This is a genomic window from Vibrio sp. 1402, from assembly GCF_033340275.1.
Genome location: NZ_JAWOWE010000005.1, coordinates 39089 through 56814 on the forward strand (window position 1 = coordinate 39089; position 17726 = coordinate 56814).

Annotated in this window: 16 protein-coding genes and 1 pseudogene; 8 read left to right on the plus strand and 9 right to left on the minus strand. The window is 45.4% G+C overall.

Annotation, left to right across the window (positions count from 1 at the left end; all coding sequences use genetic code 11):
• Positions 1-28 precede the first annotated feature (28 nt).
• The 4 genes from R7044_RS11235 to R7044_RS11250 all read left to right on the plus strand — a co-directional run bounded on the left by R7044_RS11235 (position 29) and on the right by R7044_RS11250 (position 4176).
• The gene (locus tag R7044_RS11235; protein ID WP_005385858.1) at positions 29-628 is read left to right on the plus strand and encodes a TetR/AcrR family transcriptional regulator; all 600 of its coding nucleotides are present in this window, start codon (positions 29-31) and stop codon (positions 626-628) included.
• 151 nt (positions 629-779) lie between these two features.
• On the plus strand, positions 780-1814 hold the full coding sequence (locus R7044_RS11240; protein WP_225455580.1) for an NADP-dependent oxidoreductase: 1035 nt from the start codon (positions 780-782) through the stop codon (positions 1812-1814).
• Positions 1815-1828: 14 nt separating this feature from the next.
• Positions 1829-2446, plus strand: coding sequence for a glutathione S-transferase family protein (locus R7044_RS11245; protein ID WP_213971293.1), 618 nt, complete (start codon positions 1829-1831; stop codon positions 2444-2446).
• Positions 2447-2736: 290 nt separating this feature from the next.
• The gene (locus R7044_RS11250; protein ID WP_033906756.1) at positions 2737-4176 is read left to right on the plus strand and encodes a catalase; all 1440 of its coding nucleotides are present in this window, start codon (positions 2737-2739) and stop codon (positions 4174-4176) included.
• A gap of 195 nt (positions 4177-4371) precedes the next feature.
• On the opposite strand, the gene R7044_RS11255 is transcribed toward R7044_RS11250, so the two are convergent.
• The 4 genes from R7044_RS11255 to norV form a co-directional block, all read right to left on the minus strand.
• Positions 4372-5250, minus strand: coding sequence for an NAD(P)-dependent oxidoreductase (locus R7044_RS11255; protein WP_005375233.1), 879 nt, complete (start codon positions 5248-5250; stop codon positions 4372-4374).
• A gap of 184 nt (positions 5251-5434) precedes the next feature.
• Positions 5435-5773 (minus strand): DUF1971 domain-containing protein, encoded by a 339-nt coding sequence (locus R7044_RS11260; protein ID WP_213971291.1) that lies wholly within the window; start codon positions 5771-5773, stop codon positions 5435-5437.
• A gap of 42 nt (positions 5774-5815) precedes the next feature.
• Entirely contained in the window at positions 5816-6964 is a 1149-nt protein-coding gene (gene norW / locus R7044_RS11265; protein WP_225455581.1) for an NADH:flavorubredoxin reductase NorW, read from the minus strand.
• Positions 6965-6972: 8 nt separating this feature from the next.
• Positions 6973-8475, minus strand: a complete 1503-nt coding sequence (gene norV / locus R7044_RS11270) for an anaerobic nitric oxide reductase flavorubredoxin (protein WP_225455582.1) — start codon at positions 8473-8475, stop codon at positions 6973-6975.
• A gap of 190 nt (positions 8476-8665) precedes the next feature.
• Between norV and norR the strand changes: the two genes are divergently transcribed.
• From norR to azu, 4 genes are all read left to right on the plus strand, one after another.
• Entirely contained in the window at positions 8666-10198 is a 1533-nt protein-coding gene (gene norR / locus R7044_RS11275) for a nitric oxide reductase transcriptional regulator NorR (protein WP_225455583.1), read from the plus strand.
• Between the two features lie 398 nt (positions 10199-10596).
• Positions 10597-11115 carry a hypothetical protein gene (locus tag R7044_RS11280; RefSeq protein ID WP_054578641.1) on the plus strand — a complete coding sequence of 173 codons (519 nt, stop codon included), beginning with the start codon at positions 10597-10599 and terminating at the stop codon, positions 11113-11115.
• 256 nt (positions 11116-11371) lie between these two features.
• On the plus strand, positions 11372-12022 hold the full coding sequence (locus R7044_RS11285; protein ID WP_054578640.1) for an HAD family hydrolase: 651 nt from the start codon (positions 11372-11374) through the stop codon (positions 12020-12022).
• Positions 12023-12357: 335 nt separating this feature from the next.
• Positions 12358-12810 carry an azurin gene (gene azu / locus R7044_RS11290; RefSeq protein ID WP_005375211.1) on the plus strand — a complete coding sequence of 151 codons (453 nt, stop codon included), beginning with the start codon at positions 12358-12360 and terminating at the stop codon, positions 12808-12810.
• 226 nt (positions 12811-13036) lie between these two features.
• Here azu and R7044_RS11295 read toward each other — a convergent pair whose 3' ends face one another.
• From R7044_RS11295 to R7044_RS11315, 5 genes and pseudogenes are all read right to left on the minus strand, one after another.
• Positions 13037-13387, minus strand: coding sequence for an ethanolamine utilization protein EutQ (locus R7044_RS11295; protein WP_017635301.1), 351 nt, complete (start codon positions 13385-13387; stop codon positions 13037-13039).
• Positions 13384-14700, minus strand: a complete 1317-nt coding sequence (locus R7044_RS11300) for an NAD(P)/FAD-dependent oxidoreductase (RefSeq protein ID WP_042521596.1) — start codon at positions 14698-14700, stop codon at positions 13384-13386. The genes R7044_RS11295 and R7044_RS11300 overlap by 4 nt, the downstream gene beginning before the upstream one ends.
• A 12-nt stretch (positions 14701-14712) precedes the next feature.
• The gene (locus R7044_RS11305) at positions 14713-15996 is read right to left on the minus strand and encodes an NAD(P)/FAD-dependent oxidoreductase (protein ID WP_225455618.1); all 1284 of its coding nucleotides are present in this window, start codon (positions 15994-15996) and stop codon (positions 14713-14715) included.
• Positions 15985-16146, minus strand: a pseudogene (locus R7044_RS11310) (rubredoxin); the annotation flags it as partial. The gene R7044_RS11305 and the pseudogene R7044_RS11310, both read right to left, overlap by 12 nt.
• Before the next feature lie 142 nt (positions 16147-16288).
• Positions 16289-17725, minus strand: a complete 1437-nt coding sequence (locus R7044_RS11315) for an aldehyde dehydrogenase family protein (protein ID WP_170889991.1) — start codon at positions 17723-17725, stop codon at positions 16289-16291.
• Between the last annotated feature and the right edge of the window lies 1 nt (position 17726).

Sequence of the window (17726 nt, forward strand, 5' to 3'; positions counted from 1 at the left end):
TGGTCTAATTCATCCTATAGTACACTTCATGAACGCAAAGACGAATGACACACGCCAACATATTCTCGACGTCGGATACGAGTTGATCGTAAACCGAGGGTTCACGAGTGTTGGTCTTTCAGAGCTATTAAAAAAGGCCGCAGTGCCAAAAGGGTCGTTTTATCATTACTTCAAATCCAAAGAACAATTTGGTGAAGCGATGATTCAAGACTACTTTACTAAGTATTTTGAGCGTTTAAACGCACGCTTTACCAATACTGAACTGAGTGGCTACCAACGCCTAATGAGCTATTTCGAAGAAATGGTCAAAGTAGAAGACGACGTGTGTAATGCGAACAAATGTTTATTGGTTAAGTTAAGTGCAGAAGTCTCCGATCTCTCTGAGTCAATGCGCTTGGCATTACGCCAAGGAGCAGACAAAACCATTCAAGCGATAGCGGATTGCATTGACATCGGCATTCAAGATGGCTCAATCCCCAATGGTGACAGTGCGTTATTAGCAAGGCAGATATACTACCTTTGGAATGGCGCTAGCTTGCTGAACAAACTTTATCAAGATCAGGCAGCATTGACGCAAAGTCTGACCTATACTCAACACTTACTGCAGAATACGCGCACTTGCCCATAACGGGCGGCGTGGAAGCAGAATGAACACCCTACACACGTTTCACTGTCAGAAAAAGCGTCAGTGTTAACACAGTAAACCTTCCCGCTTTACATAAGCGGGATATTTTGAAACAAATGCTAGACGACCGGTCTAATCAACAAGTGAGATAGATATGACTAACGCAACAAATCGCAGAATAGTACTCGCGTCACGTCCCCATGGTGCACCGACACAAGAAAACTTTCGTTTAGAAGAGGTAACGAAACCGACTCCGAAAGAGGGTGAAATGCTATTGAGAACGGTTTATTTATCTCTAGATCCATACATGCGTGGTCGCATGAGTGATGCCGAATCATACGCTGACCCTGTTGCAATTGATGACGTAATGGTCGGTGGTACAGTTTGTCAGGTAGAAGCATCAAACCACCCAGATTACGAAGCAGGTGAATGGGTTCTTGCCTACACTGTTGGCTGGCAAGACTACGCTATCTCAACTGGTGAGATGGTCATTAAACTTGGTAAAGAACCGAAAAATCCTTCTTACGCGCTAGGCGTTGCAGGTATGCCAGGATTTACCGCGTACATGGGTTTACTCGACATTGGTCAGCCAAAACCAGGGGAAACCATCGTGGTAGCAGCTGCTACGGGGCCTGTAGGCGCAACAGTTGGTCAAATTGGTAAAATCAAAGGTTGCCGAGTTGTTGGTATAGCAGGCGGAGAAGAAAAATGCCGTTACGCTAAAGAGGTGCTTGGTTTCGATGAGTGTATTGATCACAAAGCTGAAGACTTTGCAGAACAACTGAAAAATGCCTGTGACAAAGGTATCGATGTTTACTTCGAAAACGTAGGTGGCAAAGTATTCGAGGCTGTATTGCCACTTCTGAATACAAATGCGCGTATCCCACTTTGTGGTTTGATTTCTCAGTACAACGCGACAGAGCTGCCTGAAGGTACCGACCATCTTCCATTACTAATGGGTAAGCTCCTGACCAAACGAATCAAGGTGCAAGGCTTCATCATTTTTGATGATTACGGACATCGTTACGGTGAATTTGCGCAAGATATTAATCAATGGTTGGCAGAAGGAAAGATCCAATACCGCGAACATCTAGTACAAGGACTGGATAATGCGCCAGAAGCATTCATCGGTCTGTTGGAAGGTAAGAATTTCGGCAAGCTTGTAGTACAGATTAACGACCCATTATAAAAAGGGATATGTAAATGATTAAACTTCACCACCTCGATCAGTCTCGTTCAAAGCGCATCATTTGGTTACTTGAAGAGCTAGATGTAAATTACGAGATTGTACCCTATGTCCGTGATTCCGTGACCTTCATGGCACCGCCAGAACTAAAAAGTGTTCACCCATTAGGAAAGTCACCTGTTCTTGAAGATAACGGCGAGATTATCATTGAGTCAGGTGCAATGACCGAATATTTGATTGAGAAATACAGTGACGGAGCCTTTGCTCCTGAGCGTGGTACAAAAGCACACACAGAATATTTGCAATGGATGCACTTTGCAGAAAGCTCTGCAATTTTACCTATGCTGCTAAAAATCTTCGTAAGCAAAGAGCCAAATGAAACTCAGTTTTTATCAGGCTATGCCGACAAGGAAGCAATGAATGTACTAGGCTACTTCGAGCAATCCTTAGAAGGCAAAACTTACCTAGTAGAAGAGCGTCTGACTGGCGCTGACATCATGATGTCTTTCATTGTCGAATTGGTTCAAAAGTTTGGTTTAGTTAATCACTTCCCTAATATTGAACGTTATGGGAAACAGCTCGCGACACACCCAGCATTTGCAAAAGCTGAACAACTTGAAGTGAAGTACTCTTAATTACTTCCCCCCTTTCGCCCCTTTGATGACACGTAAAACTTCATTTAAGGGGCGATATTACTAGCATCGCAGACACGCTAACTGGATAGCGCTCCCCCCAGTCAATCGCTTTCGAGAACGCCGATTGTTATGTCAATCAAGCTAATGTAGTAAATTTCTGATTCTAATATAGTTTCGACCATAGTCACCATCTATTGAATTGATAAGCAATATCAGTTTTCTCCCCCAGCTTTTCCGTAATAACCTCCTCTACAGTTTCTAAGGTATTGAACCCTGGAGGGGGAAGAAAAATGACAAACAAGAAATTGACTACAGCAGCAGGCTGCCCTGTCGCACATAACCAAAACGTTATGACTGCAGGTCCTCGTGGCCCTCAACTATTACAAGACGTTTGGTTCCTTGAAAAATTGGCACACTTTGACCGCGAAGTGATCCCTGAGCGTCGTATGCACGCAAAAGGTTCTGGTGCTTACGGTACGTTCACAGTAACGCACGACATCACAAAATACACTCGCGCTAAGATCTTCTCTGACATCGGCAAAAAAACAGAACTATTCGCTCGCTTCACTACTGTAGCTGGTGAGCGCGGTGCAGCAGACGCAGAACGTGACATCCGTGGTTTCGCACTAAAATTCTATACTGAAGAAGGTAACTGGGACTTGGTTGGTAACAACACACCAGTATTCTTCCTACGTGACCCACTAAAATTCCCAGACCTAAACCACGCAGTAAAACGCGACCCTCGCACTAACATGCGTAGCTCTACCAACAACTGGGATTTCTGGACATCACTACCAGAAGCATTCCACCAAGTGACTATCGTAATGAGTGACCGTGGTATCCCAGCTTCTTACCGTCATATGCATGGTTTTGGTAGCCACACATTCAGCTTCATCAACGCAGAAAACGAGCGTTACTGGGTGAAATTCCACTTCAAAACTCAGCAAGGCATCAAGAACCTGACTGACCAAGAAGCAGAAGCGATCGTAGGTAAAGACCGCGAAAGCCATCACCGTGACCTTTACGAAGCGATTGAGCGCCAAGACTTCCCTAAATGGAAGATGTACGTACAGATCATGCCTGAGCTAGAAGCGGATGAAGTCAACTTCAACCCATTCGACCTAACACGTGTATGGTCTCAAAAAGATTACCCACTGATCCCAGTTGGTGAGTTCGAACTGAACCGTAACCCAGAAAACTTCTACGCAGAAGTTGAGCAATCAGCGTTCAACCCAGCTGCAGTAGTACCTGGTATCGGCTTCTCTCCAGATAAAATGCTACAAGGTCGTCTGTTCGCTTACGGCGATGCTCAGCGTTACCGTCTAGGTGTGAACCACCATCAAATCCCAGTGAACGCACCTCGTTGCCCTGTTCACAGCTACCACCGCGATGGCGCAATGCGCGTTGATGGCAACTTTGGTTCAACACTGGGTTACGAGCCAAACTACAAACAAGAATGGGCAGAGCAACCAGATTACTCTGAGCCACCTCTACGCATCAATGGCAACGCTGATCACTACGATCATCGTGTAGACGAAGACTACTTCAGCCAAGCGGGTGACCTATTCCGTCTGATGAGCGAAGAGCAACGTCAAACTCTGCTCGATAACACAGCTCGCGCAATGGACGGTGTACCAGAGTTCATCCAACAGCGCCACGTTCAACACGCATACCAAGCGGACGAAGCGTACGGCAAAGGTCTTGAAATTGCACTAGGCTTAAACAAGTAAGCGAACGCTGCAATCATTACACTGTGTGATTTAAAGACGAAAAAAAGGAGGTGCTCTACAGCACCTCCTGATTTCAAATCACTAATCCTTAATCAAAAGTCATAAACCATGCTCAAGGAGGTTCATTATGATTAACTTAGATTTCTTTAAGCTCTTTGATACCAAAGAACTGTTTATCTATTACTGATTCATCAACTACTGATTTTTAGCGACCGCTTTGATCAGTACTGATGTATCCATGCGACCTAAACCATCACGTTGAAGGTCTGCGTATTGCTCATCCACTTTCTTAGTCAGTGGAAGTTCTAGACCCACTCGCTCAGCTTCTTGCAGACAGAAACCTAAGTCTTTGCGCATCCAATCAATAGCGAAGCCAAAATCGAACTTGTCTTCAGCCATCGTATTTGCGCGGTTTTCCATCTGCCAAGAACCTGCAGCGCCATGCTTAAGCGTTTCTACAACTTGAGCGATGTCCAAGCCTGATTTTTGTGCCAGCAACAAAGCTTCACTCAGCCCTTGTAAAACGCCACCAATACAGATTTGGTTTACCATCTTACAGCGTTGACCCTGACCGTTTTCACCCAGTAGCGTCATCTGCTTCGCGTACACATCCATCGCCGGAGACACACGGTCAAAAATGCTTTGTTCACCACCACACATGATGGTTAGAACACCATTTTCTGCGCCTGCTTGACCACCAGAAACTGGCGCATCAATGAAGTGATTACCATACTTAGCACACGCTTCAGCCAGCTCAACCGCTAGGTCTGCAGAAGTGGTCGTGTGGTCCACTAGCACTGCATCCGCTTTCAAGCCGACCAGAATGCCCTCTTCACCGTAAACAACGCTACGAACGTCATCATCATTACCCACACAGGTAAAAACGATGTCACAGCCTTCTGCCGCTTCACGCGGTGTTTCACAAGCTACGCCTTGGTATTCTTCAGCCCATTTGTCGGCTTTCGCTTTTGTGCGGTTGTATACTTTGGTTTCAAAGCCCGCTTTACTTAGGTAACCAGCCATTGGGTATCCCATCACACCCAGACCAATAAATGCTACTCGTTGTTTTTCCATTGCACGCTTCCCTTAGTTCACCTGACTGAAATGTTTCGTAACATGCTACTAAAGAATTGAAATCATTACTCGTGATTTCTCTTTCCACGGTCTCGATGATCCAGTATTTCAGTCCGTTTATTGCGCCTTCTACACCCCTTTACTTGACGATTAGCGTAACAGTCAAAGCACTTACAAAGGTTTACTACTGCTTAGCATGGAACATCACTTGCCCACTCTTGTCCTTGTTCGACCAGAAATTGATGTTGAACTGAGCATCATCGCTCATCTCAATACGGTGCCAGTACTGCGGTGGGCTGGTAGCAAACTGGCCTGCATTAATCACCACCACTACTTCTGCTTCTGTGGCATTTTCATCAGCAAAGCCGTAGTAAGTCACTTGCCCTTCCATGACGCACAACTGCCCAAACACACCCTCAGCAGTATTGTGATGAGTCAGTAGCGCTGGTGGCACATTGTCTTTAGTGAAGAAAGGCGTTGAACGTTGAACAGTCCAGTCTTTAGGAATTCGTAGATGCGACATAATAATACCCTCTCTAATTACAATTCTTTTCGTTTAAATCGGTTAAGCCTGAGCGGCTTGAGACAACTCTCGAAGCAATGGAAATGCTTGCGTAACTTGTTCTCCCGTCACGACGAAGCCCATGAGTCGGCTATTTTCATCTTCTGCTTTCGCGGCAATGCCAGTTTGAGAAATCTGCACGCTCCAATTCGTCACCGAACTAAAATCGCCTGCCAATTGAATTGGATAACTCGGTGTTTTGACCTTTACCATCATAGGCGGTAGTTTCAACTCAGCTTCTTGCCCTAGTAGCTGTTTGCCCAAAGCATTGGCACTTAGCACGATCGGTTGGAGATAAGGCATCATTCGACCTTGGATTTCAGCACAATCGCCTAAAGCGAACACATTGGCTGCTGATGTCTGTAATCGGGCATCCACCTCGATGCCTTTATTGACACTCAACCCACAAGCCTTCGCTAACCAAGTGTTAGCACGTAAACCCGCAGCTGAAATCACTACATCGGCTTCGATTTCCTTACCTTTGCTCAAGCTTGCCACCAGCGAATCATCCGAGTGATTGATCGCGACAACTCCAGTCTCTAAGGCAAGTTGAATACCTTGCTGCTTAAGTTGATTCTCCAGCGGCAATGCAACAAATTCAGGAATCAAGTTAGCGAGCAAACGGGGATTTGGCTCAACCACCGTAACGGCTTTACCACTGGTTGCGAGATCCATGGCGATCTCGACGCCGATCAAACCACCACCCATTACTAGAATTCGTTCCGCGCGGCTAATTTGCTCTTCCGCTAATTGATATTCTTGTAGCGAGTTCAGCGTTATCACCTCTGGTGCTGCACCACCAGATATTGGCGGCACAAAGGCTTTCGCGCCTGTCGCAAACACCAGTTTGGAATAAGGATAGGTTTGGCCGTTGGCGACCACTTGCTGAGCTTGCACGTCGACATGCTCAACCTTGGTATGGGCGAACAGTTCGATGTTGTGTTCCTGTGCAAACGCCTCACCACTTTTAACTACCAAGTCTCGGGCAGTTTGCTTGTTACTGAATACATGACTCAAATCGGGCTTGTTGTATTCCGCGCCATCATCAGCAGTAAACACTTGCAGCGGAATATGTGCGTCCATTCGACGCACTGTTTTCACCAATTGGTAAGCCGCAAAGCCGCTACCAATAATCACAATAGGTGCTTGCATATTCCCTCCTAACCGTTGTATTCAACGAAAACGTCTTTACCTAAATGGCATTCTGGGCACAAGAAGTAATCTGGCACTTCCGACCAAGCTGTACCCGGTTCAACACCTTGGTTAGGCTCGCCTTTAGCTGGGTCGTATACCCAATTACAAACCGTACAAACCATGCATTGACAATCTGCGGGATGCGCCTCAGTACTAGGGTTGCTAGGAGCAGCATCTACTACCGCTTGTGTTGTCACTGGCGCAACGGGTTGTGATTGAACTTGTGGTACAGATGCAGTAATCGCAGGAGAAATAACAGGACTTGTCAGGTCATGCTTTGCCCACAATTTTGCGATGTTCTGACCATGTTCGCGACATTCACGCATCGCTTTACCATCTGGTCGCCATTTGGTTTTCAAGCTCACTGCGGTTTCAAAACCTGCGTCAGTCAATCGAGCATGGATACGATCCACCGCTCCACCATTCCAACCGTAACTACCGAATGCTGCGGCCTTCTTCGCTTTAAAGCGCAAACCAGTAATTTCTTCTAGCATGCCTGCGATCTTCGGCATCATGACGTTATTCATGGTAGACGAACCAACCAAGATGCCTTTTGAGCGGAATACGTTGGCGAGAATTTCATTCTTATCATGCTTAGAGACATTAAAGACTTTGACCGCCACGCTAGGGTCGACATCGTGAATGCCTTGCGCGATTGCATCGGCCATCATTCGGGTGTTGTTTGACATAGAATCGTAGAAAATCGTAATGCGATCTTCTTGATAATTGTCTGCCCATGCTAAGTATTGCTCGATGATTCGAACTGGATTATCGCGCCATACAATGCCGTGTGACGTTGCGATCATGTCAACAGGCAAATTGAAGCTCAGCACTTCTTTGATTTTGGCGGTTACCAAACTGCTGAACGGCGTTAGGATGTTTGAGTAGTAACGCAAACACTGTTCCATCAACTCATTTTGATCCACTTCATCATTGAACAGACGTTCATCGCAGTAGTGCTGACCAAATGCGTCATTGCTGAATAACACTGCATCGCCAGTTAAGTAAGTCATCATGCTGTCTGGCCAATGCAGCATCGGCGCTTCCACGAACACCAATTGCTTACCGTTACCAATATCGATGCTGTCGCCCGTTTTTACGGTTTTGAAGTTCCATTCAGGATGGTGGTGATGACCCACAATCGAATCAATTGCCGCTTCTGTACAGTAAATTGGCGTGTTCGGAATCTTCTCCATCAATGCCGACAATGCGCCTGAGTGATCTTCCTCTGCATGGTTTACCACGATAAAGTCGATAGACTTAAGGTCGATTTCCATCTCTAAATTTTGGATGAATTGTTGACTGAATCGATGATCGACCGTATCAATCAATACGGTTTTCTCTTCACGAATTAGATAACTGTTGTAGCTGGTACCTTTTGTCATTTTGTATTCTGTACCGTGGAAGTCTTGAACTTCCCAATCGCGTTGACCTACCCAGTGGATGTTGTTTTTTACGTGAATTGTCATAATTACTACCTTGAATGACGGGATAAACAAAAATAATTTCTTCTTGTATTGCACTGGGTGTGCCAACTTTTAATTCCATTACATTTCAACAGCTTAACTAAAACTCAACTTTGACAGCTGTCATTTAGACACAGTTGAAAATTGTCATTAAGACACTACAATAGTCATATTGACACAATCGGTATTGGCTATGACTTCTTTAATCGCGCAATGGCTACACATCACGCAAGACCTTAACTCAGCGCTCACTCAACAGGCTCGCTTTGATACGTTATTAACCACGATTCGAGATGTATTGAAGTGTGACTCTTCTGCCCTTCTTTTGTATGAAGAGCAGCACTTTAAGCCTTTAGCGATCAATGGATTGGCGAAAGAAGTGCTTGGACGCCGTTTCTCCATTGAGCAACACCCAAGGTTAGAAGCTATTGCCCGAGCAGGCGATATCGTGCGTTTTCCCTCTGACAGTGATTTACCGGATCCATACGATGGCTTGATTCCAAACCACGATGACAAACTGCATGTCCATTCCTGCATTGGTTTACCTTTGCTGATCGACGATCAACTGATCGGTGCTATTACGATTGACGCCTTCGACCCCAACCAATTTGATAGGCTACGCAACCAAGAATTACGTTTTGTCAGCGCATTGGCAGCAGGTGGCTTGCACACTGCACTCCTACTAGAACAGCTAGAGACACAAACGAGCCTGCCACGCGACTCTTACGCTGAGAAACGCACGTTGAGTAACGAAATCATTGGCAACTCTCAGGGCATGAGGAATCTTCAAGAGCAGATTGATGCCGTCGCCGATACGGAATTGTCTGTGTTGGTGATGGGAGAAACGGGCGTAGGTAAAGAGTTGGTTGCGAGCGCTATTCACCATCGTTCTAGCCGCTCTAGCAATACTTTGGTTTACCTCAACTGTGCGGCGCTGCCAGAATCAGTCGCGGAAAGCGAGTTGTTCGGCCATATCAAAGGCGCATTTACAGGCGCAATCAGCAATCGCAAGGGTAAGTTCGAACAAGCCGATGGCGGCACACTGTTTTTAGATGAAGTCGGCGAACTGTCGTTAGAGCTGCAAGCCAAGTTACTTCGAGCCCTACAATACGGCGACATTCAACGTGTGGGTGATGACCGCCATATTCGAGTCAATACACGCATTGTCGCCGCCACCAACCGTATATTGCATGAAGAAGTGACTGCTGGTCGCTTCCGAGCCGACTTATATCACCGCCTAAGCGTCTTCCCGCTTCATGTTCCACCTCTTCGTGAACGTGAAGACGATGTGGTGTTACTCGCAGGCTTTTTTGCCGAACGTTTAAGAAGCAAATTGGGATTGAACAGCATTCGTTTGTCCCCCACTTTGGTGCAGGCACTCAAAGACTATTCATGGCCAGGCAACGTGCGAGAGCTTGAACATGTCATTAAACGTGCTGGTGTTTTGGCAAAAGCGCGTACCCACGCCATGGATATTGAGTTAGTTGAGCAAGATTTTGACATCCGAACGCCGAATCAGAACATCAAGAACGTTGAAGAAACGGAACAAAAATCTCGGCTTGAGCTACCAGAAGGCGGATTAAAGCCTGCCACAGACGCCTTCCAAAAAGCGATGATTGTTCGAGTTCTGGAAGAGAACCAAGGTAACTGGGCAGCAACGGCACGTCAGCTTGAATTAGATAACGGCAATTTGCACCGATTAGCAAAACGGCTAGGGATAAAATAGACACTAACGAATATCACCTAATATGGCATATTCATCGCCAAATAAAGAGCCGATGCCCAACCGCTCACTCAGCCCACTATAAGTAGTGAGCTGAGTGCTCAGATAGAATAGCCACCTAAGTTTGACGGTATTTTCTTCTAAATTTTATTGTCTTGAACCACCTCACAGATTTAATAACCCTTAACAATAAACACAATAATAGTTAAGGTATTTTTATGAGCTAGATCTAATAAAATTAAATATATAGTATTTATTTTAAGAATTTAAACTTTCAAAGTTCATCATAATAAATACAACCTCTATATATACACTTTACCTTCAAAAAACATCAAAATATAATCCCTTCGATAAAAAACACTTAAATGAATTTAACTGTATAAAAGTGAGGAGAATAAAATATGGGATATGGGGCGACAGTATATTCATTAGATACTGAAAAGGTTTTTAACGTACTAAAGAATGAGCGTAATCCAGAGCTAGAAAAAGCCATCATGGAAAGGTGTCAAGACTCCTTTAAGGCGATTAATGAAATGCTGGAAAGTAGTGGCGAAAGCATCCGAGCTGAAGAGCTTCTTATGCAAATGTTGTCTGAAGAGATAAAATACAGTCACTTGGGTTACGCCTATGCTTACTTGCTTGAAGCTATATGTAAGATAACTGGTTATTACTTATCCAATAACTCTTGGTATCCTTGCGATGTAAACGATTTCTGCGATATTCCATTCACTAATACCGATTATCCTATAAAATTCCCATTCCCTGACGATTTCCCTGTTGTTTTTATGATAAAAAATCAAGATATTCACCAAGATAACGTTGACTTCGGAGGCTTATCAGAGCAACAAATATCTGAAGTCAAGAGCTGGTACACTCATGCAGTCGTAAACAATCGTGACTTGGTATTATTTTATTATTAATAAATCATTCAATAGTTAAAATAACAATAGGATATTAATAAAACTCTAGCTTATATTAAGATAGAGTTTTATCTATTTAACTGAAATTTTTCTAATTTTAAAAACATTATATTTCACACCTAGTTTATAGACTCTGTGTATAGTGTGTTCAAAGGCAATGTGAACTCATAGGATCAAAATCAAGTTCTAATTTTTAGAAGAAAAACCGATCTGCTTGTGTCAAAATGCGCCATCCCAACCAAAAAGTCTTAATGTAATGAACTACCAAGCTGCTATTTTTGATATGGATGGTTTGCTCCTTGATACTGAGCGCGTCTGTATGCATATTTTCCAAGAAGCATGTGAAGCCCAGAACCTACCCTTCTATAAAGATGTTTATCTTTCAATCATTGGTCGCAATGCAGCGGGCATTGAAGTGATTTTTCGTAAAGCTTATGGGGATGATCTTGACCGCTTACACCAAGAGTGGCGCGACCGTTACGACGCTGTGGTTAAGCACCAAGCGATACCAGTAAAAGAAGGGGTGATTGAGCTGCTTGAGTGGTTGAAAAGCCAAGGGTTGCCAATTGCAGTCGCCACTTCTACAGCAAAAGAAGTGGCACAGAAGAAGTTGGAATTAGCGGGCCTAAGCAAGTATTTCGACAACTTAACGACAGGCTGTGAAGTGTCACACGGCAAACCTGAGCCAGAGATCTACCTGCTTGCAGCAAGTCGTCTAAGCGTAGATCCAACCAAATGTCTCGCCTTTGAAGATTCAAATAATGGCGTGCGTGCTGCTGTAGCAGCGAACATGATCACTTATCAAATTCCTGATTTGGTTGAGCCTTGCAACGAAATAAAACAATTAGGCCATACCGTCGCACCTTCACTGCATGATGTGTTGCACACGTTAAAGCAAACTCGCTAGGTCTACTTGTCGTCTGTTCTCTAGAAGCTCAGCAATTTAGCTGAGCTTCTTTCTTGAAACCTCTCCAATACCGTAAAACCAAACAATTCTGCCACCCGTTTAGAGAGATTATTTTCACCTTAACTCTGGCTAATCACGACTTTTGATTTAACTCACGCAATCGCATGAAATAAGGCATTTGAGTGATCAAATAGCGGAACTGACCAGTACAAGCTTGCAACAAAACGTCAATATACCGATTGAAGCACGTTTTTGGAGTGAAAATTGGCTGATAATGAGAACTATTGGATAAGATCAATCCAAGTCAGCCTAAAATACAAAATGGAGAGTGTTATATGTCTTTACGTTTATTAGCAACAACCTTCGCATTAGTAGGAATGAGCTTTGGTGCCCAAGCCAGTGCCGAGTGTGAAGTGTCATTAGATGCTAACGATATGATGCAGTTTTCTACTAAAACATTGAGCGTACCAGCCACTTGTAAAGAGGTAAAACTAACGCTGAATCACACAGGTAAGATGCCAGCGCAATCGATGGGTCACAACGTGGTCATCTCTGACACAGCCAACCTACAAGCAGTCGGTACTGATGGCATGGCAGCTGGAGCAGAAAATAACTACGTAAAACCAAATGATGATCGCGTCTACGCTCACACAAAAGTAATTGGTGGCGGTGAAAGCACCAGCATTACGTTCAGTACTGAGAAAATGAAAGCCGGCGGTGACTATTCATTCTTCTGTTCGTTCCCGGGTCACTGGGCAATCATGCAGGGTAAATTTGAGCTAAAATAAAAGATTCAGCCAAGCCAAAAGAAGACTCATTATAGGGAAGCCAAGGCTTCCCTTTTTGATAGATAAAATAGCAATTGAGAAAGGTCTAACACGTCTGGAAACGTGACCAAGAAACATAGCAAGTAAGAAACCCTTGCTCCACTGAGATTAAGTTCTTTTACGAAAACTCATGGGTAAAAATCGGATTTTTGTTTTGCCTTTCCGAAACACTACTAAATGATAAAAGTCATTCAATACCATGTAACTCTTTCCAGTTTCCTGGATGAACCACATAGCCGAACAGAGCATGCCCACCATAAACCAATTCAGTCCCTTCCGGTATCCACAGCATCTGACCTGGGTGCACAAAATGTGTTTCACCATTTGCGGTCAGCTCGAAACAGCCTTCAATCACGAAAATAACCTCATCATAAAGCACTGTCCAAGCCACTTTAGCGCCTTCCCATTTAGCAAAGCCTACGCCTATGTTTGGTGAAATTTCTGGGCTTAACGCCCTGGCAACATACGCCATTCCCGGCGTATCACCACGAACATTGAAATCTAGACTTTTACTATCAACAAGTTTGACTGGCTTCATAATTCACTCCGGCTTTGCCATTTTGCTAATTGGATACGCGTTTTTACTCCCAAACCTAAAAAAGGCTCTGGCGGATTCAAACAAGGCATTCCTGTCACTTGCTGTATGTCATCCAATGATTTAGATGTCGCACCAACGACATAGTCAGCTAACAGTGTTCCAGAAATGGTTCCCCACGCAGCACCAACACCATTGTCACAAGCGCTGGCATAAACACCTTCATCTAATTGACCGAAAAAGTTAGTAAAGTTACGAGAGATTGCATACACCCCACCCCATGTGTGAGTAAATGGTACGTCGGCCAGCTCGGGATAACGCGCCAGAAAGACTTGACGATGATCGTCGCGAATTTGTTCTCTGACTTTATCGTTCATGCTTGAGCCATATTTCGGCACGTGTTTGTAAGTATTGCGGATCAAAATACGTCGATCGGCGGTCATACGTAACGTCGTTCCCGCATGATCAGCTGGAGTTAACCCCCAATTCAGCTCACCTCCGTATCGTTGCATTTCTGCGTCGGTCAATGGACGCGTCCAGCTTGCAAACGTCATCACTGGAAGTAGTCTGTTTTTAAGATAACCAAACTCCCGAGTAAAAATGCTGGTCCCAAGCAGCAGTTCAGGGGCTTCAACAGAGCCACTATCTCCATGTAATACCCAGCAACCGTTTTCTTTACTGAGCTTGCGGATTGGCGAGTTCTCTAACACCTCGACGTTCTCTGGAAGGCTTTCCCCTAGCCCACGCACCAAAGCAGCAGGTTGCATTAAATAACCACCTGGCGTATAAATTGCGCGGCTGTAGTAGTTTGTTCCCAAGACTTTCGCCAGCTCACTGCCATTAACATGGAAGTATGGTTCGCCAAGGTCTTTCATTAGGTGCTCAAAGTGATCGAGATACGCTTCACCGCGCGCGCCTACGGCTCCTTGATATTTGCCCTTTGCTGACCACTGACAAGAAATACTGTGCTTCGACACTAAAGTGTTTAGCTGAGCAATCGCAGAACGGTTGAGCGACAATAACTTTTGTTTGTGCTCAGGGTCGGGATGCTCAAGTGAAAACTTATGAGGCAAATCGATAACAAAGCCCGAATTTCTTCCTGAAGCCCCTTGGCCGATACGTTGCGCATCAATCAGTATAATTCGTGCATTAGGCATAAGTTCAGCTAAACGTCTTGCCATAGCTAGGCCTGCGAAACCGGCACCTAACACGGCATAGTCAGCACTTTGTTTACCTTTTAACGCCGATTTTTCTGGAATACTTGGCAACGCATGGTACCAACCACACGTCACGTCATCATTGGGTAAATGAATCATCTTTTTTCTCCGCTACGCTACTGACAGTTTCAATGACAATTGATCTAGCCAAGGGCCGCGTAATGACTGTACTTTTCTTCCTAGCAACGCAAAACCGAGCATTGCTCCTTCTGGTGAATAAAACGCAGCGGTCAATTCATCTGCTTGGGTCTCGATGTACCATTGTCCCTGTTCTTCAGCGGCTACCGGGAAAATCGTGAGTGGAAGAATCGGCGTTTTTACAATCACTGGAGTTGGTGTTAACGAGATAGGGGCGACATCGCCTAGCAAGCTTTTCGCTACAGAAGGGATCATTTGATTAATCGGTGCAATATAGGGCTGCCAACCTTGCTCAGTTTCAACACAGTCACCTAGCGAGTAAATATTCTCATCACTCGTCTGGCCGAATTGATTCACTTTAATGCCCCGGCCAACTTCAAGCCCCGCGCGCTCAGCCAGAGAAACATTTGGCTTGAGTCCAACCGCGCTCAGCACTAGATCTGCTTCAATCTGCTTGCCACTGTTTAGATGTAAAACCGCACTAGATTCCGACCTTGGTTCGATTCTGGTGATACTGTCTTGTAGAGCCCATTGCACGCCTCGATCGGCAAGTGCGCTTTGTAATGATTCACCCAACTGTTGCGGGATCAAACGCTCCATTGGCCATTGACCCAACCCGATAACTGTTACTTCATAACCGCTTTCGATCAGATCATTTGCGAACTCACAGCCAATTAAGCCATCACCTAGGATCGCGATGCGCTTTTTGTCTTGCAGCTCCGCTCTGAAACGGCGGTAATCAACTAAGTCGTTCACACTCATAACCCAAGAGCGATCGCCCTCAATTGGGATTTCAATCGGTGATGCACCTGTTGCCAGTACCAAGCGGCTGTAGGCGTATTTACCGATGGAGGTATGTAACGTTGAATTGGCACGATTGATCTGTTCAACACGGGTATGCGGGTAAACTCGGATATTGAGACGGCTTTCCCACTCCAACGCGCTCTCACTTTGTAGCGCGTCGCCGTCTTTATTCATGACCAGTGCATTAGACAATGCTGGTTTGCTGTACAAAGCGCCATCATCAGCGGTAAAGACGGTGATAGCAACCGTCTCGGATTGTGCTCTAAGTGCCGCCGCCAACTGGTAACCACTGTGGCCACTACCGATGATAACGATAGGGTCATTTGAGAATACAGGTTGAGTAACTTCAGATGGAAGAGGCTGAGCAGTATTTGGCTGAACAGACGCTTCTACCGACGCCGAAGACACCGCTGCAACCTCTTCTAGTGGCGCATCGTCGGTGATTTCGATCATTTCAAAATCGGCCTTACCCACTAAACAGTCAGGACATAACCAGTCATCCGGTACATCTTCCCATGCTGTTCCTGGTGCAATACCATCGGATGGCCAACCTTGTGCTTCATCATAGATTAAGCCGCAAATAATACAGAGCCACTTTCTCATCACTTATACTCCAACTACCTTGTTCAGAATTTCCGTGTTTACAAACCGCTGTCAGATTTGTTGTGATTCCATCAACCTCGCCCTAGCTTGTGGTCTGAAATCCAAGCCGGTACGAGGTGATGAAAATACAGTTACACGGTAGCTATACGTTGCTGTCTTGCTGCAAACGAATGGCAATATTGCGTGTCTGGACGTAGCTATAAATCGCTTCTTGTCCTTTTTCTCGCCCAAACCCGGACAAGCCCACGCCACCAAATGGTGTTTCGATGCCACCAGCAAACCATTCATTGATGAACACTTGTCCACCACGCAGTTGCTGTGCCACACGCAATGTTTGGTTTAGGCTTTCACCAAAGACACCAGCGACCAGGCCAAAATCGGTGCCATTCGCGATTTCAACGGCCTCTTGCTCGGTTTCAAACGGTGTAATTACCAGTACAGGGCCAAACACTTCTTCTTGAGCAATACGCATATCTGGTGAGGCTTCAATCACCGTCGGTGCCACAAAGTAACCCGACAAATCAGGGGCGTATCCACCCGTTAGGATGTTCGCGCCGTCGGCTTTTGCTTGTTCTATCATTTCAAGCACGCGTGCTTGCTGATCAGCGGAAACCAGTGGCGTGATATCTGGTTGGCTCTCGCCTTGGCCAATAGTTAGGCTTTTTGCCATTTCCACTACCGCCGCTTTTACTTCTTCATAACGCTCTTTTTGAATCAGCAAACGAGACATTGCCGAGCACACTTGACCAGCGTTAAAGAAAATACCGACCTGGACACTTTTCAAAAGTGTTTCGAGACTCACATCTTTCAGTGCGATAGCAGCCGATTTACCACCCAGCTCCATCACAGATGGTGTGGCGCGTTGCGCTGAATCTTGCAGGATGCGTTGGCCGGTCGGCACAGAACCTGTAAAGACAATTTGATCAACGTCTTGATGCTGCACCAAGTGGCTGCCAACTACGGAGCCTTTGCCACATAGCAAGTTAATCGTGCCTTTTGGGAAGCCCGCTTTTTCAATCGCTTTAATCAACAACGTCATAGCGAGTGGGGAAATCTCTGGCGATTTGATCACCACTGCGTTACCAGCAGCTAATGCAGGAGCTAATGAGCGTGCACAAATAGAAACTGGGAAATTCCACGGCACAATCTGCACTGACACACCAAACGGCACATATTGGGTGAAATCGACATAATCTTTACCCAACGGAATTGACGTGCCTTCCAGCTTGTCGGCCATGCCAGCGTAGTATTCGAAGTAACGTGCCGATTCTAAAAACTCATCTTTGGCATCTTGCAAAGATTTCCCATTTTCACGGCAGGCAACTAACCCACCTTCATCAACCATTTCACGAATAGCCGCGGAGGCTTTTAACATCCACTCGGTTCTGACGGCTGGACGAACGTCCGAAAGAAGACCTTGCTTGACCACTCGACGTGCCGCTGCCATTGCGCGATCTGCATCGGTGATAGTGGCTTCTGCAATCGTCGCATACGCTTCGGCTGTGCCAGGGTTAATGACGGTCAGCGCTTGCTCTGAATCGCACCACTCACCATCAATATAATTAAGGTAATGCATCATA